20 protein-coding genes, 1 tRNA gene and 1 riboswitch are annotated in these 23724 nt (G+C 72.0%); of the genes, 6 read left to right on the top strand and 15 right to left on the bottom strand.

Annotated elements, in window-relative coordinates:
• From ACGF12_RS12760 to ACGF12_RS12705, 12 genes are all read right to left on the bottom strand, one after another.
• Entirely contained in the window at positions 1 to 681 is a 681-nt protein-coding gene (locus ACGF12_RS12760) for a 1-hydroxy-2-methyl-2-butenyl 4-diphosphate reductase (protein WP_393028313.1), read from the bottom strand.
• A complete protein-coding gene (gene shc, locus ACGF12_RS12755; protein ID WP_393028361.1) occupies positions 678 to 2702 on the bottom strand; it encodes a squalene--hopene cyclase in 2025 nt (674 codons plus the stop codon). Before shc ends, ACGF12_RS12760 begins: the two co-directional genes overlap by 4 nt.
• A 64-nt stretch (positions 2703 to 2766) precedes the next feature.
• On the bottom strand, positions 2767 to 3855 hold the full coding sequence (locus ACGF12_RS12750; protein WP_393028360.1) for a polyprenyl synthetase family protein: 1089 nt from the start codon (positions 3853 to 3855) through the stop codon (positions 2767 to 2769).
• A 173-nt stretch (positions 3856 to 4028) separates the two neighbouring features.
• A complete protein-coding gene (hpnE, locus tag ACGF12_RS12745) occupies positions 4029 to 5456 on the bottom strand; it encodes a hydroxysqualene dehydroxylase HpnE (RefSeq protein WP_393028312.1) in 1428 nt (475 codons plus the stop codon).
• Positions 5457 to 5610: 154 nt separating this feature from the next.
• Entirely contained in the window at positions 5611 to 6468 is an 858-nt protein-coding gene (gene hpnD / locus ACGF12_RS12740) for a presqualene diphosphate synthase HpnD (protein WP_393028359.1), read from the bottom strand.
• 41 nt (positions 6469 to 6509) lie between these two features.
• Positions 6510 to 7457, bottom strand: coding sequence for a squalene synthase HpnC (hpnC, locus tag ACGF12_RS12735; RefSeq protein ID WP_393028311.1), 948 nt, complete (start codon positions 7455 to 7457; stop codon positions 6510 to 6512).
• Positions 7458 to 7760: 303 nt separating this feature from the next.
• Positions 7761 to 8570, bottom strand: coding sequence for an ABC transporter ATP-binding protein (locus ACGF12_RS12730; RefSeq protein ID WP_393028310.1), 810 nt, complete (start codon positions 8568 to 8570; stop codon positions 7761 to 7763).
• Entirely contained in the window at positions 8563 to 9504 is a 942-nt protein-coding gene (locus tag ACGF12_RS12725; RefSeq protein WP_393028309.1) for an ABC transporter permease, read from the bottom strand. Before ACGF12_RS12725 ends, ACGF12_RS12730 begins: the two co-directional genes overlap by 8 nt.
• Before the next feature lie 141 nt (positions 9505 to 9645).
• On the bottom strand, positions 9646 to 10545 hold the full coding sequence (locus ACGF12_RS12720) for a glycosyltransferase family 2 protein (RefSeq protein ID WP_393028308.1): 900 nt from the start codon (positions 10543 to 10545) through the stop codon (positions 9646 to 9648).
• Between the two features lie 73 nt (positions 10546 to 10618).
• Entirely contained in the window at positions 10619 to 11356 is a 738-nt protein-coding gene (locus ACGF12_RS12715) for a CDP-alcohol phosphatidyltransferase family protein (protein WP_393028358.1), read from the bottom strand.
• A gap of 88 nt (positions 11357 to 11444) precedes the next feature.
• Positions 11445 to 12506, bottom strand: a complete 1062-nt coding sequence (locus ACGF12_RS12710; RefSeq protein WP_393028307.1) for an iron-containing alcohol dehydrogenase family protein — start codon at positions 12504 to 12506, stop codon at positions 11445 to 11447.
• Entirely contained in the window at positions 12494 to 13249 is a 756-nt protein-coding gene (locus ACGF12_RS12705) for a sugar phosphate nucleotidyltransferase (RefSeq protein ID WP_387615363.1), read from the bottom strand. Before ACGF12_RS12705 ends, ACGF12_RS12710 begins: the two co-directional genes overlap by 13 nt.
• Before the next feature lie 488 nt (positions 13250 to 13737).
• Here ACGF12_RS12705 and idi point away from each other — a divergent pair, with 488 nt between their 5' ends.
• Positions 13738 to 14391 carry an isopentenyl-diphosphate Delta-isomerase gene (idi, locus tag ACGF12_RS12700; protein ID WP_393028306.1) on the top strand — a complete coding sequence of 218 codons (654 nt, stop codon included), beginning with the start codon at positions 13738 to 13740 and terminating at the stop codon, positions 14389 to 14391.
• Between the two features lie 77 nt (positions 14392 to 14468).
• On the opposite strand, the gene ACGF12_RS12695 is transcribed toward idi, so the two are convergent.
• The gene (locus ACGF12_RS12695) at positions 14469 to 14873 is read right to left on the bottom strand and encodes an ATP-binding protein (protein ID WP_393028357.1); all 405 of its coding nucleotides are present in this window, start codon (positions 14871 to 14873) and stop codon (positions 14469 to 14471) included.
• A gap of 682 nt (positions 14874 to 15555) precedes the next feature.
• On the opposite strand from ACGF12_RS12695, the gene ACGF12_RS12690 reads away from it, so the two are divergent.
• Positions 15556 to 15640: transfer RNA gene (locus tag ACGF12_RS12690), tRNA-Leu, on the top strand.
• Between the two features lie 297 nt (positions 15641 to 15937).
• Complete coding sequence (locus ACGF12_RS12685; RefSeq protein ID WP_393028305.1) at positions 15938 to 17593, top strand: APC family permease; 1656 nt, start codon at positions 15938 to 15940, stop codon at positions 17591 to 17593.
• Positions 17594 to 17831: 238 nt separating this feature from the next.
• Here the strand turns inward: ACGF12_RS12685 and ACGF12_RS12680 are convergent, their stop codons facing one another.
• Entirely contained in the window at positions 17832 to 18821 is a 990-nt protein-coding gene (locus ACGF12_RS12680; RefSeq protein ID WP_393028304.1) for a class I SAM-dependent methyltransferase, read from the bottom strand.
• A 379-nt stretch (positions 18822 to 19200) separates the two neighbouring features.
• Here ACGF12_RS12680 and ACGF12_RS12675 point away from each other — a divergent pair, with 379 nt between their 5' ends.
• Together ACGF12_RS12675 and ACGF12_RS12670 are read left to right on the top strand one after the other, a co-directional pair.
• Positions 19201 to 19731, top strand: coding sequence for a DUF6624 domain-containing protein (locus ACGF12_RS12675; RefSeq protein ID WP_393028303.1), 531 nt, complete (start codon positions 19201 to 19203; stop codon positions 19729 to 19731).
• Positions 19732 to 19842: 111 nt separating this feature from the next.
• Complete coding sequence (locus ACGF12_RS12670; RefSeq protein WP_393028302.1) at positions 19843 to 21270, top strand: aldehyde dehydrogenase family protein; 1428 nt, start codon at positions 19843 to 19845, stop codon at positions 21268 to 21270.
• Between the two features lie 100 nt (positions 21271 to 21370).
• Here ACGF12_RS12670 and ACGF12_RS12665 read toward each other — a convergent pair whose 3' ends face one another.
• Positions 21371 to 22837 carry a glycine hydroxymethyltransferase gene (locus ACGF12_RS12665; RefSeq protein WP_393028301.1) on the bottom strand — a complete coding sequence of 489 codons (1467 nt, stop codon included), beginning with the start codon at positions 22835 to 22837 and terminating at the stop codon, positions 21371 to 21373.
• Between the two features lie 20 nt (positions 22838 to 22857).
• A riboswitch (ZMP/ZTP riboswitch) is annotated at positions 22858 to 22972 on the bottom strand.
• A gap of 290 nt (positions 22973 to 23262) precedes the next feature.
• Here ACGF12_RS12665 and ACGF12_RS12660 point away from each other — a divergent pair.
• Positions 23263 to 23673 (top strand): cytidine deaminase family protein, encoded by a 411-nt coding sequence (locus ACGF12_RS12660; RefSeq protein ID WP_393028300.1) that lies wholly within the window; start codon positions 23263 to 23265, stop codon positions 23671 to 23673.
• Positions 23674 to 23724 lie beyond the last annotated feature (51 nt).

Here is a 23724-nt window from a genome sequence, read left to right as displayed (position 1 = left end):
CTAGCTCGCCTCCTGGGGGAGCGTCGAGGATGTGGGGTGGTTCAGGTGTGCGGAGCCGGTCCCGGGCTCCTGTCGGTACCAGTCGACCAGGGCGGGTACCGTCGCCCTCAGGGTCCGCCAGGCGCGCACCCCGGCCGGCAGGGTGCCGGGCCGCAGCAGCTCGTGCTCGGGGGTGTCCACCACCACCCGCAGGACGGCGACGGGCAGCGCCGGGCGCACCTCCCGCAGCGCGGACAGGACTGCGGCGGCCTCCATGTCGACGGCGAGCGCGCCCTGCAGGTGCAGCGCGCGCCGCTCGATGCCGCGCACCACGTGGTCGGCGGTGTGGTGCACCCCGGTGTGCGCGGTCAGCCCGTGTTCCTTGAGCGTCCGGGCCAGCTCCGGCCCGGAGTCGACCGGGTACAGGTGGCCCTCGGCGTCGCGCACGCCGTCGGCGGCCACCACGTCGCCCGACGCCACGCCCGGGCCGACGGCGGCGCCGAATCCGGCCACCACGACGGCGCCGTAGCCGCCCGGGGCGGAGCTGAGCACCCGTCGGACGGCCAGCCCAGCACGCCGCCGGCCGACCCCGGTGCGCACCAGCACCGGGGCGCCGCCGGCGGCGCCCCGCCAGTCACCGCCGCGCAGGGCCCAGACCTCGGGGCCCAGTGCGCAGAGCACCAGCAGGGGGGCGGTGGTCACCGCGCCGCCCCGATCGCCGGGGTACCGCTCGGCTTCGCCATGCCGGGAGCGCCGTTGAGGTAGCGGCCGAGCGCGGTGACCGGGAAGACCAACCGGTACAGGTGGTAGTTGATGGAGAAGTCCCACGGAAACCCGGTGCCGGTGAACTGCGGTTCGTCCCAGGTGCCCTCGGGCAGCTGGGTGCGCACCAGCCAGTCCACGCCGCGCTCCACCGACGGGTTGGCCCGGCCGTCCGGGCCCTCACCGGCCGCGAGCAGCGCCATCAGCGCCCATGCGGTCTGCGAGGCGGTGGAGTCGCCCCGCCCGGCCCAGCGCTCCGGGTCGTCGTAGGAGCGCATGTCCTCGCCCCAGCCGCCGTCGGCGTTCTGCCGGTCCTCCAACCAGCGCACCGCCCGGCGGATCGCCGGGTGCTCGTCCGGGACACCGGCCGCGACCAGGGCGGGCAGCACCGAGCCGGTGCCGTAGATGTAGTTGGTGCCCCAGCGGCCGAACCAGGAGCCGTCCGCCTCCTGGTTGCGCAGCAGCCACTCGATGCCGCGCCGGGTCCGCGGGTCCCGGGCCCGGCCGGTCTCGGCGAGCATCTCCACCACGTGGGCGGTGACGTCGGCGGACGGCGGGTCGACCACCTCGCCGAAGTCGCAGAACGGCAGCTTGTTGGGCAGCAGGCTGGTGTTGTCGACGTCGAAGGCGCCCCAGGCGCCGTTCTTGGACTGCATACCGAGGTTCCAGAGCACGCCCCGGTCCACCGCCGCGTCGACCTTGGCCTGGTCGGGGTGGGCGACCCGGCGCAGCGCGAGCACCACCTCGGCGGTGTCGTCGATGTCGGGGTAGGTGTCGTTCTCGAACTCGAAGGCCCAGCCGCCGGCCGGCAGCCCGGGCCGCTGGACGGACCAGTCGCCGCGCTTGCGGATCTCCTCGCCGAGCATCCAGTCGACGGCGGAGACCAGCGCCGGGTGGTCGGCCGGCACCCCGGCGTCGACCAGCGCGATGGTGGCCAGGCAGGTGTCCCAGACCGGGGACTGGCAGGCCTCCATCCAGCGCATGCCGTCCTCGGTGTGCACGGTGAAGCGGTCGAACGAGGAGAGCCCGGCCTTCATCACCGGGTGCTCCAGCTCGTAGCCCTCCAGGTGCAGGGCGATCAGCGAGTAGACGGCCGGGGGCTGGATGCCGCCCCAGCAGCCGTCGGCCTCCTGCCGCTCGACGATCCAGCGGCAGGCCTGGGAGACGGCGAGCCGGCGCAGCGGCCGGAAGGCCCGACGGTGGTAGGCGTGCAGCGCCTTGTCGAGGCGCTCGAACAGACCGTCCCAGCTGGTGGCGGGGGCGAGCGGCCGGTCGGGGTACGGGTGGTCCGGGTCGGTGTGCAGCTCAGTGAGCTGGAAGGGGGCCGGACGGACCGGGCGGTGGGCCGAGACGACGGTCAGCGGGACGATGGTCTGGCGGGCCCAGCAGCCGAAGGCGTAGATGTTCAGCGGCAGCCACTTGGGCAGGAAGATGATCTCCGGCGGCATCTCGGGCAGCCGTTCCCAGGGCCACCAGCCGAAGAGCGCGAGCCAGATCCGGGTGAACACCCGGGCGGCCGCGATGCCTCCGGCGGAGCGGACGTAGCGCGCGGCGGCCAGCATGTGCGGGGCGTTCGGGTCGTCACCGGCGAGCTTGAGGGCGACGTACGCCTCGACCGTGGTGGACAGCTCGGGCGGCCCGCCGTGGAAGGTGGCCCAGGTGCCGTCCTCCCGCTGCTGCGAGCGGATCCACTCCGCGGTGGCCCGGGTCTGCTCCTCGGTCCTGATGCCCAGGAACTGGCGGAGCAGTAAGTCCTCGGCGTCCATGGTGACGTTGGTCTCCAGGTCGCCCTTCCACCAGCCCTCGGAGGACTGCAGCGAGAGCAGGTGGGTGGTCGCGCGCGCCAGGGCCTCGCGCGCGTCGGCGGGCCGGAGTTCCGCCTCACCGGCCGGCCGGAGCTGGTCGGTGTCCTCGGGCTGCCACCGCCCCGCACCCAGCAGGGTCGGGGGGCGGTCGCCCACCGCGACCGGCTCGGAATCGTACTCAGGGTCGAGCCGGCCGTCCGCGGTTGCTGTCAACGTAACGTCACCTCTCTCGTACCACCACGAATTCGGCGAGTGCGACGAAGTGCTCGCGCACCACGTCGGACATGGGCACCTCGTCCAGGGCGGCGAGGGCAGTCGTGTGCTGGCGGCGGGCCTCCTCCTGGGTCCAGGCCCGGCCGCCGGCCTCCTCGATCAGCGCGGCCCGGGCGGCGAGCTCGGGCTCGCTCTCCAGGCCCCGGCCCTTCGGGTCCGCCAGCTCCTCGGCCAGCCGGCGCGAGGCCTGGCCGCCCTCGGCCAGTGCGGCGGCGACCGGCAGGGACTTCTTGCGCTGGCGCAGGTCGCCCCAGTGCGGCTTGCCGGTGACCTCGGTGGCGCCCCAGATGCCGAGCAGGTCGTCCACCGCCTGGAAGGCCAGGCCCAGGTGGTGGCCGTAGCGCTGGAGCGCGTCGGACACCTTGTCGTCGGCCCCGGCCAGCACCGCGCCGATCGCCGAGGCGGCGGCCAGCAGCGCCGCCGTCTTGCCGCCCTCCATCTCCAGGCACTCGGCGACGGTGACGCTGTCGCGCTGCTCGAAGGCGACGTCCATGGCCTGGCCGTCGATCAGCCGGCGGGTCGCGGTGGTGAGCAGCCGGACGGCACGCGCGGCGTCGGCGGGGCTCGTGCCGCCGGTCGCCGCGGCGTCGAGCAGCACCTCCGTGCCGAGCGTGGCCAGGGCGTCGCCGACCAGGATCGCCTGGGCCGGCCCGAAGACCGTCCAGGCGGTGGCCCGGTGCCGCCGGGTCTCGTCACCGTCCATCAGATCATCATGAAGGAGGGAGAAGTTGTGCACCAGCTCAACGGCGACCCCACCGGGCACACCCACCTCGGGCGCCGCACCGGTGGCCTGGGCGGAGAGCAGCGCCAGCGCCGGACGCACCGCCTTGCCGCTGTCCCCCTCCACCGGGGTGCCGTCCCGGTCGATCCAGCCGAAGTGATAGGCCGCGACGGTGTCCATCGGTGCGGCCAAACGGGCGACGGCAGCCCGGAGCGGCGGGGTGCAGAGCGTACGGCTGCGGGCGAGCAGCTCCGGCACCGAGACCGGTTCGGCGTGCGCCGTGCCTCCGACGGCGAAGCCGGTGCGTGACTCCACGTGCGTTCCCTCTCCCTCGTGGTGCCGGACCGCACGGGGCGGCCGGGTGCTGTCGGTGCGGCTGGTGTCGATGGTGGTGCCGAAGCGAACGGTGTCGGTGCGGCCGATCGGGCCGATGCGGCCGACAGTACGCCCGTCGGCTCTGGCGGGCTCTCCGGCCGAGGGGCCCGCCGTCACCTGGGCCACCTCCCGTCGCCCCGGTCCACCGGCACCCGGACGCCGGCCGCGGCGAGCGCGGCGTCGGCGGCGGCGTGGCCGCTGCGCACGGCGCCCTCCATGGTCGCGGGCCAGCCGGTGGCGGTCCACGAGCCGGCCAGCAGCAGGCCGGGGACGGCCGTCGCGGCCGACGGGCGCAGCGCGGCGGTGCCCGGGGCGCCGTCGAAGGTGGCGGTGCGCTCCCGGGTGACGAAGAAGTCCAGCACCTCGGCCCCGGCGGCGGCCGGCAGCAGCCGGGCCAGCTCGGGCAGGTAGCGGCGGCGCAGTTCGGCCACCGGCAGGTCGATCTCGTCCTGGACGGCGGACTGCGAGAGCGCCAGGTACTGGGCGCCCGGGTGGGCTCGGCCGATCGAGGTGCCGGCCAGGCCGGAGTGGGTGGTGCGGTCGAAGACCCACTGGACCGGGGAGCCGAGCGCGGCGAAGAAGGGCCGGCGCAGCACCTTGCGGTCGTAGACCACGTGCACGTTGAGGATCGGCGCGGTGCCGAAGTCGGCAAGTCGCTCGGTCACGGCGCCCGGCGGCAGCAGGGCGGCCGCGCTGCCCTGGGCCCCGGCCAGCACGACGGTGTCGGCGGCGAGCAGTTCCCCGCCCTCCAGCCGGACGGCGTGCTGGGGCGCGGCCGGCTTGAGTTCCGCGACCCGGGCGCGCAGCAGCACCTTCACGCCGGCGCGTTCCAGTTCGGCGAGCGCCCGGTCGTGGTGGATCGCGCCGAGCGGGACGGCGGCGATGCCGATGTCGGCGGCGCCCGGGTCGGAGAGCAGACCGGTCTTGAACACCTTGGCGGCGAGCGCCAGCGACACCTGGTCGGCCCGGGCGTTCAGCGTGGCGACGCCGACCAGGTCCCACAGCGCGGCCGTGGTGGCGGCGTTCTGCCCGTTGCGGCGCAGCCACTCGCCGAAGGAGAGCCGGTCCAGCGCCGGGTCGTCGAGGTCCAGGCCCTTGAGGGCGAGCGCGCCGCGGACCACCCGGGCGCGGTCGGCCGGCGACAGGTGCGGGTAGCGGGCGAGGCTGCCGGCCAGGTGCAGCGGGACGGGCAGGCCGGCCCGGCGCAGTCGGCCCAGGGTGCGTACCGGGGCCGCGTCGGGGCCGGTGGCGGAGAGCACCGGGACGTCCAGGCGGTCCTGCAGATGGGTCATCCGGGTGGCGCCGAGGCGCTCCAGCAGGCCGCGGTAGGCGGTGCAGCAGCGCAGGTAGACGTGCTGGCCGTTGTCGACGGTCAGCTCGCCGCGCTGGAAGGAGAAGGCCAGGCCGCCGAGCCGGGGCCGCCCCTCCGCGAGCGTGACCTCGTGGCCGGCCTCGGCCAGTCTCAGTGCGGAGGTGATCCCGGCCAGGCCACCGCCGACCACGACGGCGGCCGGGCGCGCGGCATCGGCTCGCCCGGTCATCGGACCTCCCCCTCGAAGTCGCTGGACCGCGCGGCGGCGGTCGCTGTGGCAGGCACGCCGGCGGTCGGCGCCGCCGTGGTCCACACGGTCGTGGTCAGCACGGATCTACCCGGTGATTCCCCGCTGACACAGCGTGACAGAACTGTGACGAGAATCAAGAACGCCCCCCGGCGAGCCCGGAAAGCGCCACGTACGCCTTCTCCCAGCCCGGCAGCGAGACCCGGCCGCGCAGCACCGACTCCGGGTCGGCGGCGATCCGGCCGAGCAGCCGGTGGTAGATCCCCGCCATCGCGGCGGTGCAGGCGCGACTGCGGCGGTCGAGCATCGGCAGCAGCCGCAGGCCCTCCTCGAAGGCGGCCTGGGCGCGGGCGGCCTCAAAGGCCACCAGGCCGGTGAAGTCGGCGCCGACCGGCGGCTTGGGCAGCGCGAAGCCCTGCTCGCAGCCGAACCGGACCAGGTCCTCGCCTGGCAGGTAGGTGCGGCCGTTCAGGGCGTCCTCGCGCAGGTCGCGCAGGATGTTGGTGAGCTGCAGGGCCAACCCCAGAGTGTCCGCGTACCGCGCCCCGAGCTCGGGGTCGTCGCAGCCGTACACGCCCAGCGAGAGCCGGCCGATCGCGCCGGCCACGCAGCGGCAGTAGACCTTCAGCTCCTCGTAGGTCTGGTACTCGGCGCCCTTGAGGTCCATCTCGACGCCGTCGATCAGCTCGTCGAAGCCGCCGAGCGGGATCGGGAAGCGCCGGGCCGCGTCGGCCAGGGCCACCTTGATCGGGTCGGTGTCGTCCTCGGCGACCACCCCGGTGCGGACCTCGTCCACCAGTTCCCGGGTGCGCAGCAGCGCCTCGGCCTTGCGGTCGTCCGGGAGGTCGCCGTCGCCGATGTCGTCCACCCGGCGGGCCAGGGCGTACAGGGCCGACATGGCCAGCCGCTTGGGCTCGGGCAACAGCCGGATGCCGTAGCTGAAGTTGCGCGCCTGCATCCCGGTGACTGCCTCGCAGTACCGGTACGCCGCCATGACCTGGGCCGACGCCAGTGGTGATGCCGCCACTCGGGCGTTCACCTTCCCTTCGCGAAGATGGCCGCCGCCTTCGCTGCGAGGCGGCGCTTGTCCGGCTTCGCCTGCTGGGCGAGTACGTCGTACCCGGCGTCCTCGACGGCCGCCAGGGCCGCGTAGCCGCCGGCGGTGAATCCCGCCAGGAGCAGTCGAAGCCTCCCCCGAACCGTACCTACCAATGGTGCGCCGCGGTCGAGCAGGGTGCGGGCCCGTTCGGCCTCGAAGGCGATCAGCTCCCGCACCGCTCCGTTCGCACTGGGGGCGGCGAGGTCGGCCTCGGTGACGCCGAAGCGCTCCAGGTCCTCGGTGGGGAGGTAGATCCGGCCGTGGGAGAGGTCCTCGGCGACGTCCTGCAGGTGCTCGACCACCTGGAGGCCACTGCAGATGGCGTCCGACAGCGCGAGCCGCTCGGGGGTGGCGGCGCCCGCGATGGCCAGCACCAGGCGGCCCACCGGGTCGGCGGAGAGGGTGCAGTAGCCGATCAGGTCGTCGTAGGTGGCGTAGCGGGCGGTGGTCTGGTCCACCCGGTTGGCCTCGATCAGATGGCGGAACGGCTCGGGGGTCAGGGCGCGCCGGTCGACCAGCGGGACCAGCGCCTGCATCAGCGGGTGGCGGGGCCGGTCGGCGCCGCCGGGGCGCAGGGCGGTCTCGAAGACCCGGTCGAGGTCGTGCTCCAGTCCGTCGAGCAGGGCGAGCCGGAAGGCGACCTCCGCCGGGCTCGGCGGGCCGGACTGGTCCGAAGGGGTGGCGGGGGGCCGCTGCTCGATCCCGAGCAGGGTGGCGGTGGCCGCCGGGTCGGCCAGGTCCCCGTCGCCGGCGTCGTCGACCAGCCGGGCGAAGCCGTAGACCCTCATCAGGTCGTCCCGCCAGGCCGCGGGCACGAAGAACGGGGCGACCGGGAAGTTCTCCGCACCCGCCTTCTCCAGGGTCTGTCCCACGGAGGGGTTCACCGGCGTATCTCTGGGCTGGGCCGAAGCCGACACTGCAGTCACTCCCCCGTTCTACACCGCTGGGTATCACCGGTCCGACTCGGACACGCGTCCGAGCGCGGGCGTCACGCACGACACACCACCCCCGCACCTACAGCCTGACACCACGGGCCGCGCCCGAGAAGAGCGCCCCGCCCGCGCACAGGGGCGCTCACCCCCGCGGCGGCGGGCCACCCGGGGTACCGGTGGCCGCATGCCGAAGGGCCGGCCCCGGAGCATTCCGGAGCCGGCCCTGCACAGCCGGGAGTTCTGCCCTACCGCTGGTTACGGGCGCTCGCCGCGCTCGTAGCGGCCGACGACCTCGTCGGTCGGGCCGTCCATGACCAGCTCGCCGGCCTCGATCCAGATGGTCCGCTCGCACACCTCGCGGATCGAGTTGTTGTCGTGGCTGACCAGGAATACCGTACCGGCGGACCCGCGCAGCTCGTCGATGCGCTTCTTGCTGCGCTGCTGGAAGGCCTGGTCACCGGTGGCCAGCGCCTCGTCGATCAGCAGCACGTCGTGGGCCTTGGCGGCGGCGATCGAGAAGCGCAGGCGCGCGCCCATGCCGGAGGAGTAGGTGCGCATCGGCAGGGAGATGAAGTCGCCCTTGTCGTTGATCCCGGAGAAGTCGACGATGTCCTGGTAGCGCGCCTTCACCTGGGACGGGGTCATGCCCATCGCCAGGCAGCCCAGGATGACGTTGCGCTCACCGGAGAGCTCGTTCATCAGGGCCGCGTTGACGCCTAGCAGCGAGGGCTGGCCGTTGGTGTAGATGCCGCCCTTCTCGGTCGGCAGCAGGCCCGCGATGGCGGCCAGCATGGTCGACTTGCCGGAGCCGTTGGAGCCGATCAGGCCGACGGCCTCGCCCTTGTACGCGGTGAAGCTGATGCCCTTCACCGCGTGCACCTCGCGCACGCCGGCGCCGCGCTTGCGGCTGAGGATGCGGCTCATCGCCGAGGTGGCGCTGCCCTTGCCGGAACCGGCGCCGTGCACCCGGTAGACGATGTGCACGTCGTCGACGACGACGGTGGGCTCGCGGGCCACGCTGGTGGCCGGGACGGCGTCGCGCTTGCTCAGGTCGGTGTCAGCCACGACCGTACTCCTCCTCGGCCTTCCAGAAGAAGACGTATCCGATGACGAACATGCCGACGCCCCAGGCCAGACCATACGTCCACTGGTGCGGCGGGATGGTCTGGTGCGCGGACTGGTGCTTGTTGTAGATGATCGGCGCGAAGGCGTGCCGGAGCAGGTCCATGTAGACCGAGGCCGGGTTGAGGGCCATGATCGTCTGGATGTAGTGCGGCCAGGTCGAGATCTTGTCCTGGATGCTGAACATCACACCGGACAGGAACATCCAGGCGCGCATCACGAACGGGATCAGCTGCGAGATGTCGCTGGTCTTCGAACCGATCCGGGCGAAGATCAGCGAGACGCCGGTGTTGAACAGGGTCTGCAGGAACAGCGCCGGGATGATCAGCAGCCAGGTCTTGCCCGGCGTGATGCCGGCCGCCAGCACGGTGATGACCAGCACGATCATCGAGATCAGCAGCTGCTGGAGCTGGATCACGGTGAAGGCGATCGGCAGGCTGGCGCGCGGGAAGTGCAGCGCGCGGATCAGGCCGAGGTTGTCCGAGATCGCCCGGGTGCCGGACTGCACCGCGTTCTGGGTGAACTGGAAGATGAAGACGCCGATGCAGAGCCAGGCGATGTAGGTGTTCGGCGGGAAGTTGTCCTTGCTCTTCAGGATGACGCCGAAGACCAGGTAGAACACACCGCAGTTGAGCAGCGGGGTCACGACCTGCCAGAGCTGGCCCAGCTTGGCGTCGGTGTACTGGGCCACCAGACGGGCGGTGGCGAAGGCCCAGATGAAGTGGCGCCGCGTCCAGAGCTGCTTGGTGTAGGAGAACAGCCCGGGCCGGGCACCGCTCACCGACAGACCGTACTTGTCCGCAAGCTGCTTGGGGGTCAGGCCCGCGTCCGCCCCCCTCGGGGCCGAGAGGCTGACGGGTTCACTCACTGTCGACACATTCGTCCTTCACGCGGGATCGGTCGGGGCGGCCGGTCGGCGGGGGTCCGCCGGCCTTGCGCCGATGGGGATCCACTGGGATCACGGGGGATTCCGGCCGGTGTGTGGTCACCGACCGTGGCGATCGATCACCTGATCCAATCAGATGATCGGAGGTCGTCCCATCCTGGTCAGTCGCCAGACGGTACGCCATCGCATGGGCTTGCGCGGACCGCAGGGTTCGCGCAAGCCCGCCCGGAATCCGCCCAGCCAGGCCTTCAACCCCTCGGCGGAGGGGCGTCGGGCCAGGGTCAGCAGAAACCAGGTTCCCAGATAGAGAGGCACCAACGGGGCCGGAAGGTTCCGCCTCGCGAGCCAGACCCTGTTACGGGCCACGTTGTGGAAGTAGGCGGCGTGCCGGGCCGGCGAGGTCGCCGGGTGGTGCAGCACCACGTCCGCCCGGTAGTCGATGGCCCAGCCGGCGTCCAGCGCGCGCCACGCGAGGTCGGTCTCCTCGTGGGCGTAGAAGAACTCGGCGGGCAGCTGCCCGGCCTGCTCGAACACCTTGCAGCGCACGGCGCTCGCACCGCCCAGGAAGGTGGTCACCCGGGAGGAGCGCATCGGGTCGCTGGCGCGCAGCCGGGGGACGTGCCGACGCTGGGTGACACCGGTGTCGGGGTCCTCGATCCGGAAGGACACGATGCCCAGCTCCGGGTCGGCGGTGAACGCCTCGCGCAGCAGCCGGGCCGAGTCGGTGCGCGGCAGCAGCCCGTCGTCGTCCAGGAACAGGACGGCGTCCACGTCCCGGCCGTCCGGCCCGAACAGCTCGATTCCGACGTTGCGGCCGCCCGGGATGCCGAGGTTCTCCGGCAGCCCGACGGCGCGCACGCCCTCCGGCAGCGGGGGCAGCTCGACGCCCTGGCCGACCACGGCGAGCTCGACGGCCGGGCCCTCCTGGGCGCGGACGGACTCGATCAGGGCGTTGAGCTCGGCGGGCCGGTTGCCCATGGTGATGATGACGACACCGAGGCGGAAGCTCTCCGCGGTGATGGAAGTGGTCATGCGCCCGCCCCGCTCCGCTCGGCGAGGGCGTCGGCCCACGCGCGGCCTTCGATCATGAACTCGCTCCGTCCGGTCATCGCAGCCTGCTCGACAGGACGATGCTCAGCAGGTGCAGCACGGTCTGCAGCATGGCGATGGCCGCCAGCACCACGACCGCGAGCCGGGTGAAGAACAGCCCGCCGTGCACGGCGTCGGCGACCCCGGCCGCCAGGATGAACAGCGAGGCCTCGACCGCGCCGACCAGGCGGTGGAACTTCAGGAAGGAGGCCGCCCGGCGCGCCTTGGCCATCGAGGAGGAGCGCGGCACCGAGGCGCTGTCCTCGACGGCCGTCATGCCGCTGCGGGCCCGGGCCACGTCCACCAGGTCCGTCTCGGACTTGATCAGGATGGCGCCGAGCGCGGCCAGCGTGCCGAGGAACGCCCACTCCCAGTGGGAGCCGTGGCCCTCGCGGTGCAGCAGGTCGGTGGCGCGCAGGCCGAGGCCGGTCAGCAGGGCCGCCTCGGACATGTAGTGGCCGACCCGGTCCAGGTAGACACCGGTGAGCGAGGTCTGCCGGCGCCAGCGGGCCACCTCGCCGTCCACGCAGTCCAGCAGCAGGTAGACCTGGATCAGCAGCGCGCCCAGGATCGCGCCGGCGATGCCCGGGACGACCAGCGCGGCACCGGCCAGGATGCCGGTGAACATCATCAGGTACGTCAGGCCGTTGGGCGTGATCGCCGTCATGGTGGACAGCACGCGGGTGATCCGCAGCGAGATCTTCCGCATGTACAGACGCCCGGCCCAGTGCTCGGCGCTGCGGCGCTGGAGCATGCCCTCCGGGTGGATCACCGCGCGCAGTTCCTCGATCGAGGGCCGGCGGGTCAGGTCCACCGGGGGCCGCGCGCCCGCGGTGGAGGGGTCAGCTGTTGACGGCTTGGACATAGTCGGCGTACGCGTCCCTGATTGCGGAAGGGGAGAGGTCGAGGTGTTCCAGGATGGTGTAGCGGCCCGGGCGGGTGTTTGGAGCGTAGTGCACCGCCTCGGTGAACTCCGCATCGCTGAAACCCATTTGAGCGGCGGTAACCGGCAGTCCGTGGCGCGCCAGGCATTCCACGATCAGACCGGTCAGCTCGCGCTCGCCCCGCAGGAAGCTGGCGAACGCGGCGCCGAGGCCCACCTGTTCGCCGTGCTGGGCGGAACGCTTGGGGTACATCACGTCCAGGGCATGGCAGATCTCGTGGCAGGCACCCGAGGAGGGCCGGGAACTGCCCGCGATGTTCATCGCGATGCCGGACAGTACCAGGGCTTCCGCGAGGGCCGTCAGGAGGTCCTGGTCCTGAGTGCTCCCGGGGTGCCGCAGCAGGTTCGCGCCCGCCGAGCGGGCCATCGCCACGGCCAGTCCGTCCACCGGTTCACCGGTGACGGCGTGCGACAACTCCCAGTCCGCACAGGCCGAGATGTTGGAGACGACGTCCCCGATGCCGGCCGCCACGAAGCGCGGCGGGGCCTGCCGGATCACGTCCAGGTCGACGATGATGCCGATCGGGCTGGGCACTCCGTAGGAGCCCCGGCCGGCGTCGTTGTCGAGGGTGGAGACCGGCGAGCAGATGCCGTCGTGCGCGAGGTTGGTGGCCACCGCGACCACCGGCAGGCCGACCCGGGCGGCGGCGTACTTGGCGGCGTCGATGATCTTGCCGCCACCGAGGCCGACGACCGCGTCGTAGTGCTTGCCGTGCATCTCCTCGGCGAAGCGCACCGCGCTGTCGAGGCTGCCGTCGTCCACGTTGTACCAGTCGGCGCCGGGCAGGACGGGCTCCAGGCGCTCGCGCATCGCGGCGCCGGAGCCGTTGCTGATCGCCACCGCGATCCGGCCCGAGGCCGACAGCCGCTGGTCCGCGAGGATGCCGCCGAGCGCGTCCAGCGCGCCCGGGCGGATCTCCGCGAACAGCGGCGACGGGACCAATCGGGTCAGTACTGGCACGCGATCTCCCGGGCCTTCGCCAGGTCGTCGTGGTTGTCGACCTCGACCCAGGAGACCTCGCCGATCGGCTGCACGTCGATCCGCAGGCCCCGGTTGACCATCTCCTGGTAGCCGTCCTCGTAGTACAGCTGCGGGTCGCGCTCGTAGGTGGCGCGCAGCGCGTCGGTCAGGTCGGCCGCCGCGGCGGGGTTGATCACGGTGACGCCGATGTACTCGCCGGTCGCATCGGCCGGGTCCATCAGCTTGGTGATGCGGCGCATGCCCGCGGCCGGGTCGACGACGACCTTCATCTCCTCGTCGGCGAGCTTCTTCACCGTGTCGAGGGCGAGCAGGATGCCGGGGGCCCGGCCGTCCTCGACGAGGCGCCGGTTGCCCTCCAGCATGGTGCGCTGGACGGAGGCCGGGTGGACGGTGTCGCCGTTGGCCAGCAGCAGGCCCTCGGAGAACAGCTCGCGGGCACACCAGAGCGAGTAGGCGTTGTTCCACTCCTCGGCCTTGTCGTTCTCGACCAGGTGGAGCTTGACCCCGTACTTGCTCTCCAGGGCGTCCTTGCGGTCGTACACCGCCTCCTTGCGGTAGCCGACGACGATCGCCGCGTCGCGCAGTCCGACCTCGGCGAAGTTGCCCAGGGTGAGGTCCAGGACGGTCCGCTCCCCGTCGACCGGCACCAGCGCCTTGGGCAGGGTGTCGGTGTACGGGCGCAGCCGGCGGCCGGCGCCGGCTGCCAGAACGAGGCCGATCATGCGGGGTCTCCTGATCCGTCGTGCGTCGTGCTGCGCGCGCGGGATGTGCCAACGGGTCGGCCGCGCTCGGGTGCGCCGGACCGGTGTTCGACCCGGCCGGGCGGCGGCGCGCCGGTACCGGCACAGATCCGGGCAGCGTGTCGTATGTGATGGTAGGCGACCGGGGCGACCCACCCGAACGCGCCCGGTGGCGGTGTGGTGACGGTGGGGTGACCGAGCCGTGATCGAACGGCCTCCGAACGCCTCCCGAACGGTCCTGCGAATGAAATGACTCTTCCGGGGGCGTCCTGGACCCTTCTCCGCCCGGATCAGGACGCCCGTGGGTCATGATCCGCCCGGTTGTGCGTGGGACCCGTCCGGACCGCCACCCATACGGCAGACTGGAGCCCGATGCCGGCGCCGGTGCCCCCGCTGTGTCCGCTGCACTCCACCCGGTGCACCCGACGCACCCGATGCTTCCGTTGCTCCCGCCCCCCGAAAGAGGCCTCATGCCCCAGAGTCTGCCGACCGAACCGACGCACTTCGACGCCGAGATCGACACCGGTCTCAACGTGGAGACAGACGTGGCGGTCGACCCACAGGGCCTGTCCGCCGCCGCTGCGGGTACCGAGATCCTGCTGGAACTGGTCGACGACGCGGGCGTCACGATCGGCACCGCCGAGAAGCTCTGGGCGCACCAGCAGCCGGGTCGGCTGCACCGGGCCTTCTCGGTGTTCCTCTTCGACCGCCAGGGCCGGCTGCTGCTGCAGCGCCGAGCCCTCGGCAAGTACCACTCCCCCGGCGTCTGGTCGAACACCTGCTGCGGGCACCCGTACCCGGACGAGCCGCCCTTCGTGGCCGCCGCCCGGCGCACCGCCGAGGAGCTGGGCGTCGCACCGGCACTGCTCTGCAAGGCGGGGACGGTCCGCTACGACCTGCCGGACGAGGCCTCCGGGCTCATCGAGCGGGAGTGGAACCACCTGTTCGTGGGTCTGGTCACCGCTCCGGTCGAACCCAACCCGGACGAGGTGGACGACTTCGCCTTCGTCACCGCGCAGGAGCTGCGGGAGCTGCGGGCCGAGCGGCCGTTCTCGGTGTGGTTCGAGACGGTCTTCGAGGCGGCACTCCCGGGGATCCGGGAGATCGCCGGGCGGGACTGGTAGGACCGTCGGGCCGGCGCGTTCACGGTGGGTCGGCGGCCGTGCCCGGCCGGGCGGGCCGAGCGGGCCGAGCGGGCCGGTCAGTGCTCGGGATCCGGGGGGACGGGCAGCGAGGCCCAGATGACCTTGCCGCCCTCCCCCGTGCGTTCGACGTCACACACCCCGCCGGCCTGCAGGGTCACGCTCTTCACCAGCAGCAGGCCGCGCCCGCCGGTGCGGGCGGTGTCGCTCTCCAGGGCCTTCGGCCGGTACGGATCGCCGTCCTCCACGGACACCCGCACCCAGCCCCGGCGCACCGACAGCTCGGTCGTCACCTCGGGTGACAGCTCGGCCGCGTGCGTCACCGCGTTGCTGACCAGCTCGGAGACGATCAGCAGCAGGTCGTCCACCAGCTCCTGGTAGCGGACCCCGGCCATGCCCTGGGCCAGCAGGCGGTCCCGTACCGCGTGCCGGGTGTGCGGCACGGAGGCTTCGACGGCGGGCACCCGGAAGTGCCAGACGCCCTCGGCGGGGCCGCCGGTGCCCTTCCGGTCGGCGTTCCCGTGGGGTTTCCGGCGGGACTTCCGGTGGAGTTTCGGCTCGGGCCTCGCGGGTCCGCCGGGCTGGCCCCGTTGGTCCGGTTGCTCGGACTGCTCGGGTCGGTAGGGCTGCCCGGGTTTCTCGGGCCGGTCCGGCTGCTCGGGTCGGTCGGGCCCGCTCACCGCGCGGCCGACGTCGGTGCGCGCGCCGTCCTGGCCGCCGCGTCTCGGTTCGGCCTCCGCCGTTCCGCTGATCTGCTCCACGTCCAGCCGCCCTTCGTCCGCGACCCGGGAATCAGGCGATCCGCTCATGGCGCCCTCGGTCCACAGAGGCTAGGAGAGCGGTCGTCGCGGCCGTGGCACCGTCGACAACTTGCCCGTGTCGGATCGATTCCGGCCCGAGGCGATCGCTCGCTATGCCGAAACCGACCGTTTGCTTCGCGCTCGCCACCGCTTCGGCCGGGGTTCGAGCGCCCTGGCGAGCCGTCCCAGCCAGTCCGGCCAGGCCTCGCGTCCCCATGGGCCGCACGGCCGGACGGGACTCCCGCCCCCGGGCCGAGGAAACGCAGGTGAGAAGCACTCCAGAACCCTGGTAATGTTCTCTCTGTCGCCGAGGGGGCGAGAGAAAAACCCCCGGAGCACACACCTTGTCCGGGTGGCGGAATGGCAGACGCGCTAGCTTGAGGTGCTAGTGCCCTTTATCGGGCGTGGGGGTTCAAGTCCCCCCTCGGACACAGCCGAATTCCCCGTGGGATCCGAAAGGAACCCACGGGGAATTTCCTTTTTCCCGGTTCGATTTCCCCGGCCCGACCCTCGATCCACTGCGTCGGCGGTGTGGCGTCGGCCTCTTCACGGGGACCGCCCCGCCCGGAAACCGGACACGAGATGGCAACGATCGGGCGGTTTGAGCTTCCTCTGAGGTATTCGCCCCATTTCGAACCATAGGCTTCTGGGGTTTGTCCGGAATACCGACCCAAAACCGTAAAAGCTCCGACACCACCCGATGAACCCCGAGCGAGAGGACCGATACGTTGAGTGAGCCTGAATCGTCGACGGCATCACATCAGAACTACCGTCGATCGCTCGGCACGATCAGCCTGACCGCCGTCGGGCTGGGGTCGATCATCGGATCCGGCTGGTTGTTCGGTGCCGAGCGGGCGGCCAAGCTGGCCGGCCCCGCCTCGATCCTGGCCTGGGTGATCGGCGCCGCCGTGGCACTGACCATCGCCCTCACCTACAGCGAGCTGGGCTCAATGTTCCCCAAGGCCGGCGGCATGGTCCGGTACGGCCAGTACTCGCACGGCTCGCTGGCCGGCTACCTGGCGGCCTGGGCCAACTGGATCGCCATCGTCTCGGTCATCCCGGGCGAGGCCACCGCCTCCGTGCAGTACATGAGCTCCTGGCACTACGGCTGGGCCAAGGCCCTGTACGACGGCAAGGAGCTGAGCACCAGCGGCGTCGCACTCGCGAGCGTCCTGCTCCTCGTGTACTTCGCGCTGAACTGGTTCGCCATCACGCTGTTCGCCAAGACCAACACGGCGATCACCGTCTTCAAGGTCGTCGTACCGACGCTGACCGCTGGCGCACTGCTCTTCGCGCACTTCGACACCTCGCACTTCACCGACCACGGCGGTTTCGCGCCGAACGGCTGGAGCGCGGTGTTCACCGCCGTGGCGACCTCCGGCATCGTCTGGGCCTTCAACGGCTTCCAGTCGCCGCTCAACCTGGCCGGTGAGGCCCGCAACCCCGGCAAGTCGCTGCCGAAGGCCGTGATCAGCTCGATCCTGATCGCCCTGGTGATCTACATCGCGCTCCAGGTCGCCTTCCTGGGCGCCGTGCCGGACGACGGCCTGGCCAACGGCTGGGGCGGCCTCGGCTACACCTCGCCGCTGGCCGACCTCGCGATGGCCTGGGGCCTCAACTGGCTCGCCATGCTGCTGTACGCGGACGCGTTCGTCTCGCCGTCCGGCACCGGCATGATCTACGCCGCCACCACCTCGCGCATGATCCACGGCGTGCAGGAGAACGGCCACCTGCCGAAGATCTTCGGCAAGGTCGACGCCAAGACCGGCATCCCGCGCCCGGCGCTGCTGCTCAACCTGGTGGTCGCCTTCCTGTTCCTCGCGGTCTTCCGCGGCTGGGGCTCGCTCGCCGAGATCGTCTCGGTGGCCACCGTGATCTCGTACATCACCGGCCCGGTCGCCGTGATGTCGCTGCGCCGCCTCGCTCCGGACCTGAAGCGGCCGGTGCGGCTCAAGGCCATGCCGGTGATCGCGCCGATCGCCATGGTGTTCGGCTCGCTGGTCCTGTACTGGGCCAAGTGGCCGCTCACCGGCAAGGTCATCCTGCTGATGGCCGCCGGTCTGCCGATCTGGGCCTGGTACGAGCTGCGCAAGCCGTTCGTCGAGCTGAAGCCGCACCTGAAGGCGGGCGCCTGGATGGTCGCCTACCTGTTCGTGATGGCCGGGATCTCCTGGGCCGGCAGCAAGGACTTCGGTGGTAACGGCCACCTGCCCGAGGGCTGGGACCTGCTGATCGTGGCCGCGATCGGTCTGGCCTTCTACTACTGGGGGGTCGCCAGCGCCTGGAACAACCCCTCGCTGGACGAGGTGCGCCGGGAGCTGGCGGCCGAGGAGGCTGCGGCGTCGGCCGACGCTGCCGGGGCTGCGGAGCCTTCGCGGGTCTGAGTGCGCAACTGAAATCGAAGGGCCGGTCGGGTGTTCCGACCGGCCCTTCGGGGTTTGTGCTCCGGGCTGGGTGGGGCGCCGGGCGGGGTGGGGCGGCAGGGTTCAGATGACAGAGTTTGATATCTGTTATCTGAACTCTGTCATCTGAACTCTGCTTGCTGTTATCCGTCAGCTGTCTGCTGCCACCTGTCGACTGCTGCCCATCGGCTGCCGCCTGACAGCTGTCGGCCGTTCGCGGTCAACCCCGGCGGGCGCGGCGGATGGCGGAGGTGACGACCGGCGGCAGCAGGTCCCGGGCGGCGCGCTTGGCAACGTTGGCCGGGCGACGCGCCTCGGCGGCGCGGGCGCGGCGGGCGGCGAGGTCGAGCGCGACCTCGTCCTGGGCGATCCGGATCGCCTGATGGCCCTCCTCCGCCGAACGCGTGGCGGCCGCGGAGGCCAGTCGCTTCTGGTGGCGCGAGGGGCGGAACGGCCGGATCCCCTCGGAGCCGCCGGTCATCCGCAGCAACTGCTGCCCGTTGAGGGTCTCGACGCTCAGGTGACAGCCCGCCGCGAGGTCCACCCGGTCGAGCAGCTCGCGCTGGAACGGCTCCGGGTCGCCCCAGGTGCCGTAGAACTTGCACTCGGTGAGCAGGATCGGCTTGAGGCCGTGGTTGAACACCGCCTCCCAGGTCGCGGCGGCGACGCCGGGGGTGTGCTGGGAGCGGTAGTCGTCCAGCACCACGACGCCCTGCGGCTGGAGCGCGATCCGGGCCACCTGGAGGTCGCCCACCACGTGCTCGTAGAGGTGCGAGGCGTCTATGTGGATGAACCGGAACGCCCCGGCCGGGATCCGCCCGCCCGCGAGCACGGAGGTCGGGGCCTGGATGATCTCCGGCAGCTCGTCGTGGAAGGACAGATAGTTGGACTCGAAGGCCGAACGGGTCAGGGTCTTCCGGTAGGAGACGGCCATCTCCTCGGAGTTCTCGTTGTCGGGCGCGTCCGAGTCGAAGAGGTCACAGACGGTGAACGTCTCGCCGGGCTGGAGGTGCTCGCCGATCACGATGGCGCTACGACCCAGGTAGGCACCCATCTCCAGCAGGTCGCCGGTGACACCCTTCTTCTCCTGCCGCCCCAGGAACCAGTCGAAGGAGTGCCGGTCGTGGTCCCAGAACCACCCCGGGACGTCTTCCAGCGCGGCCGGCTCGACGGGCTGCTGCGACCCGCCCTTCAATGCTGTGTCGGTCACGGGATGCTCCTTACCGGTACGGATGACCTGCGGATTCCGAGCCTCGCCTCGGCGCGGTGGCGGCCCTTCCGGCCACAGGGACGCGCCGGCTCGCCGGCCGTGCGCGAGTCGACCCTCCACCGACAGTAGGCCCCACCGCGGAGTTCGCTGCAATCTACAGCGGCTCTCCGGGCGCTGAGGAGACCCTGACCGGATCAATTGCCGAACCTGTCGCCTCGCGGCCGGAGATGATCACGGCCGGGCGACTGGCGTACATCTATTCTGTGCCACCGACTGTGCCGTGTCACCAGTCCGAGGAATGATCTTCGTCGCGGTTTCCGCACCTACGGTGGCGACAGGCGGCCCGACCGGAGGGCCCGGAAGTGGGGAGCGGAGCGACATGGCGGCAGCACGACAGGAACAGATGGACTGTCAGATCTCTGTCCTGACAGCGGAGTTGGTGGCGATGATGGCCGAGGACGGCGCCCACGCCCGACTGGCGAACAGTCCGGACCTGGCCGAACAGGCCGTCTGGCGAAGGCTCACCGCCCGGCACGGCGACCGGCTCGCGGAGATGATGGCCGAGCACGGCTGGCCGACCGAGCAGCGCGTCGGCGCCGACGCGGCCCGGGCGGCCTGGCTGGTGGCGCAGCACGCGGACCGTCAACTCGACGTCCAGCGCCGTGCGGTGGCACTGATGACGGAGGCCGTGGCGAGCGGCGCGGCGAGCGCCCGGGATCTGGCATTCCTCCAGGACCGGCTTGCCGTCAACGAGGGGCGCGAGCAGCGTTACGGCACCCAGATCGGCGCGGTGGCCGACGGCCGTCCGGTGCCGTGGCCGTGCGAGGACCCGGAGCGGCTGGACGAGCGCCGCGCGGAGGTCGGGATCGAACCGTTCGACGAGTACACCGCGCGGTTCGCCCCGAGGTAACCGTCCGGCCCACCCGACCGGATTGGCTCTTGCGCGCGGCGGCTCGGCCGCCTTGACTGACCTTTGACCAGCGCTGTCAGTTAAGTGGCTGACCAGCTGAGAGGACGATCTGTGCAGGAGTACGCGGAGTACGGCGACCAGTACATCGACGGCGCCTGGCGGCCCTCCGGGGACTCCGGGTCGATCACCGTACTGAACCCGGCCACCGAGCAGGTGCTCGCCACCGTGCCGGCGGGCGGGGCGGCCGACGTCGACGCCGCGGTGGCGGCGGCCCGCCGGGCGGCCCGGGGGTGGGCTGTCACCACCCGCGAGGAGCGGCTGACGCTGCTGACCCGGCTGCGGGACGGGATCGCCGCCGCCCAGGGGGAGATCACCTCGACCGTGGTCGCCGAGCTGGGTGCACCGGTCGGCTTCGCCGGGGCCGTGCACGCCGGGCTGCCGCTGGCCGTGGCCACCTCCTATCTGACCCTGCTCGCGGAGCACTCCTTCGAGGAGCGGATCGGCAACTCGGTGGTGCTCGCCGAGCCGGCCGGGGTGGTCGCGGCGATCACGCCGTGGAACTACCCGCTGCACCAGATCGTGGCCAAGGTCGTCCCGGCGCTGGCGGCCGGCTGCCCGGTGGTCCTCAAGCCGGCCGAGGACACCCCGCTGGTGGCCCGGCTATTCGCCCGCCTGGTGCACGAAGCCGGCTTCCCGGCCGGGGTGTTCAACCTGGTGACCGGTACCGGCGCGGTGGCGGGTGCGGCGCTCGCGGCGCACCCGGAGGTGGACGTGGTGTCGTTCACCGGGTCCACCGCGGTCGGCCGACAGGTCGCCGAGACCGCCGGGCGCGGGCTGAAGCGGGTCGCCCTGGAGCTGGGCGGCAAGTCCGCCAACGTGGTCCTGCCGGGCGCCGACCTGGTCCGCGCGGTCAACGTGAACGTCGCCAACGTCTTCGCCAACTCGGGCCAGACCTGCAGCGCCTGGACCCGGCTGCTGGTGCACCAGGACCAGTACGAGGAGGCGGTCGCGATCGCGGCCAAGGCCGCCGAGAAGTACGTCCCGGGCGACCCGACCGACCCGCAGACCCGGATCGGCCCGCTGGTCAACGCCAAGCAGCTGGACCGGGTGCGCGGATACCTGGACAACGCGGTGGCCGAGGGCGCCCGGCTGGTGGTCGGCGGCCCGGAGCCGCTGCCCGAGCTGCCGGCCGGCTTCTACGTCCGTCCCACCGTGCTCGCCGACGTCACCCCGGAGATGACGGTGGCCCAGGAGGAGATCTTCGGCCCGGTGCTGTCGATCCTCCCCTACCGGGACGAGGAGCACGCCGCCGAGATCGCCAACGGCACGGTCTACGGCCTGGCGGGCGGCGTCTGGGCCGCGGACACCGACACCGCCGCTGCCTTCGCCCGCCGACTCGACACCGGCCAGGTCGACTTGAACGGCGGCCGGTTCAACCCGATGGCGCCGTTCGGCGGTTACAAGAGCTCCGGCCTCGGCCGTGAACTGGGCCGGCACGGGCTGGAGGAGTTCCTGCAGTACAAGTCGCTGCAGTACTGACCGGGTTGGACCGGAACCACAACGACCGGGTGGGCTCGGGACCGCACCAAGCGGCCTGGGCCGGGCCTGCCGAACCGGGATTCGGCAGCCCCGGACCGGGTCAGACCAGGTCGACGCCCGGGTAGAGCGGGAACGGCGCGAGCAGGTCGGCGGCGCGCTTGGCGACGCCGTCGCGAAGGGACTCGTCGAGGGCGTAATTCGCCTTGGACGGGCTGCCGTTGGCCCCGGCGACGGGGGCGGTGGCGCGCAGCACGGTGTCGATCAGGGCGGCGATCTCGTCCATCTCGTCGACGCCCAGGCCGCGGGTGGTCAGGGCCGGGGTGCCCAGGCGCACGCCCGAGGTGTACCAGGCGCCGTTCGGGTCCAGCGGCACGGAGTTGCGGTTGGTGACAATTCCCGACTCCAGCAGCGCCGCCTCGGCCTGACGGCCCGTCAGTCCGTAGCCGGAGACGTCGGCGAGCACCAGGTGGTTGTCGGTGCCGCCGGTGACCAGCTTGCCGCCGCGGCGCAGCAGGCCCTCGGCGAGTGCCTGGGCGTTGTCGACCACCGCGCGGGCGTAGGCCCGGAACTCGGGGCGGCGGGCCTCCGCGAGGGCGACGGCCTTCGCGGCCATGACGTGCGAGAGCGGGCCGCCGAGCACCAACGGGCAGCCGCGGTCGACGTGTTCGGCCAGCTCGGCGGTGCTGAGCACCATGCCGCCGCGCGGGCCACGCAGGGACTTGTGGGTGGTCGTGGTGACGATGTGGGCGTGCGGCACCGGGTCGTGGTCGCCGGTGAGCACCTTGCCCGCGACCAGGCCGGCGAAGTGCGCCATGTCGACCATCAGGGTCGCACCGACCTCGTCCGCGATCTCGCGCATCTTGCGGAAGTTCACCAGCCGCGGGTAGGCCGAGTAGCCGGCCACCAGGATCAGCGGGCGGAACTCGCGGGCGGTCTCGCGCAGCGCGTCGTAGTCGATCAGGCCGGTGGCCGGGTCGGTGCCGTAGCTGCGCTGCTCGAACATCTTGCCCGAGATGTTGGGCCGGAAGCCGTGGGTGAGGTGACCGCCGGTGTCCAGGGACATGCCGAGCATGCGCTGGTTGCCGAGCTCCTGGCGCAGCTCGGCCCAGTCCTGCTCGGTGAGGTCGTTGACGTTGCGCACCTTGGCCCGCTCCAGGGCCGGGCTCTCGACCCGCTGGGAGAGGACGGCCCAGAAGGCGGTGAGGTTGGCGTCGATGCCGGAGTGCGGCTGGACGTAGGCGTGTTCGGCGCCGAACAGCTCGCGGGCGTGCTCGGCGGCGATGGCCTCGACGGTGTCGACGTTGCGGCAGCCGGCGTAGAAGCGGCGGCCGACGGTGCCCTCGGCGTACTTGTCGCTGAGCCAGTTGCCCATGGCGAGCAGGACGGCCGGGGAGGCGTAGTTCTCGCTGGCGATCAGCTTGAGCGAGGCGCGCTGGTCCGCCAGCTCCTGGCCGATGGCGGCGGCGATCCGCGGTTCGACGCCGGCCACGACGTCCAGGGCGCTGCGGAAGGCGGTGTCGGCCGCGGGGGCGGCGGCGGTGTGGGGCGTCTGCTCGGGCTGGGCCATGGCGGTCTCCTGGCGGGGATGCGGGCGGCCCAGGCGCTCGGCAACTCGACGTGCGGCTCCACGTCGACGTGAGGATTCACGGGACCGCTTCCCGATGGTCGATTCCATCCCTACACGCCAGTCGCGGTCCAGCGGGATCGTATCAACATCACGGAGGCGGCGGCGGAGGTCTCAGAATGCGGTACGGCCGGTCCGCCTCGGGCCGCACATGTCCGCTCTTCCGTTCGTTCTTCTGTTCGTTCTTCTGCAACGCCCGTGCTGCGACGAAATGAAGCCGCCGCAATTCCCGAAACGGTCTTGAAGGAATTCCTCCTGTGCGGCGCCAGGGGCGTAGCCGGAACGGGCCTGCGCGAGGGGTTGGCACGATCAGGGGCGGGACGGCCATGATCGAAACGTGTCAGGTTCGACCAGAGAGGACTAGCGCTATGTCCGACATCAATCACGCGGCAGTCGATGAGGAGCTCGTCGCGGCGGCCCAGGCGGTGGCCGAGCGGTACACGCGGGGCGACAACCACAGCGTCGCGGCGGCCGGGCGCAATGCCGACGGGCGGATCGTCACGGCCGTGAACGTCTACCACTTCACCGGCGGCCCGTGTGCGGAGCTGGTGCTCATCGGGGCGGCGGCCGGGCAGGGGGCGTACGACCTGACCACGGTGGTGGCGGTCGGCGACCAGGGGCGCGGGGTCGTGCCGCCGTGCGGGCGCTGCCGTCAGGTGCTGCTGGACTACTTCCCCAAGGCTGGGGTCATCGTCGAACGGGACGGGCGACTGCACACCCTGCCGGTGCTGGAGCTGCTGCCGGAGGCGTACATCTGGGCCGACCACCAGGACGACTGAGCCGGAGTGACTGGGCCGGGTGGCCGGGCCGGGGTGGCTGGGCCGGTGGCT

The sequence above is a fragment of the Kitasatospora sp. NPDC048296 genome (assembly GCF_043201815.1).
GTDB lineage: Bacteria > Actinomycetota > Actinomycetes > Streptomycetales > Streptomycetaceae > Kitasatospora.
The sequence above is the reverse complement of the archived record's forward strand: the minus strand, read 5'-3'. Positions and strand labels throughout refer to the sequence as shown.

Excerpts from the sequence above, each read along its gene's own strand:
- hpnE (WP_393028312.1), bottom strand. The coding sequence starts at position 5,456 with ATGACCGGGCGAGCCGATGCCGCGCGCCCGGCCGCCGTCGTGGTCGGC.
- hpnD (WP_393028359.1), bottom strand. The coding sequence starts at position 6,468 with ATGGCGGCGTACCGGTACTGCGAGGCAGTCACCGGGATGCAGGCGCGC.
- ACGF12_RS12720 (WP_393028308.1), bottom strand. The coding sequence starts at position 10,545 with ATGACCACTTCCATCACCGCGGAGAGCTTCCGCCTCGGTGTCGTCATC.
- ACGF12_RS12715 (WP_393028358.1), bottom strand. The coding sequence starts at position 11,356 with ATGCTCCAGCGCCGCAGCGCCGAGCACTGGGCCGGGCGTCTGTACATG.
- ACGF12_RS12705 (WP_387615363.1), bottom strand. The coding sequence starts at position 13,249 with ATGATCGGCCTCGTTCTGGCAGCCGGCGCCGGCCGCCGGCTGCGCCCG.
- idi (WP_393028306.1), top strand. The coding sequence starts at position 13,738 with ATGCCCCAGAGTCTGCCGACCGAACCGACGCACTTCGACGCCGAGATC.
- ACGF12_RS12675 (WP_393028303.1), top strand. The coding sequence starts at position 19,201 with ATGGCGGCAGCACGACAGGAACAGATGGACTGTCAGATCTCTGTCCTG.
- ACGF12_RS12665 (WP_393028301.1), bottom strand. The coding sequence starts at position 22,837 with ATGGCCCAGCCCGAGCAGACGCCCCACACCGCCGCCGCCCCCGCGGCC.
- ACGF12_RS12660 (WP_393028300.1), top strand. The coding sequence starts at position 23,263 with ATGTCCGACATCAATCACGCGGCAGTCGATGAGGAGCTCGTCGCGGCG.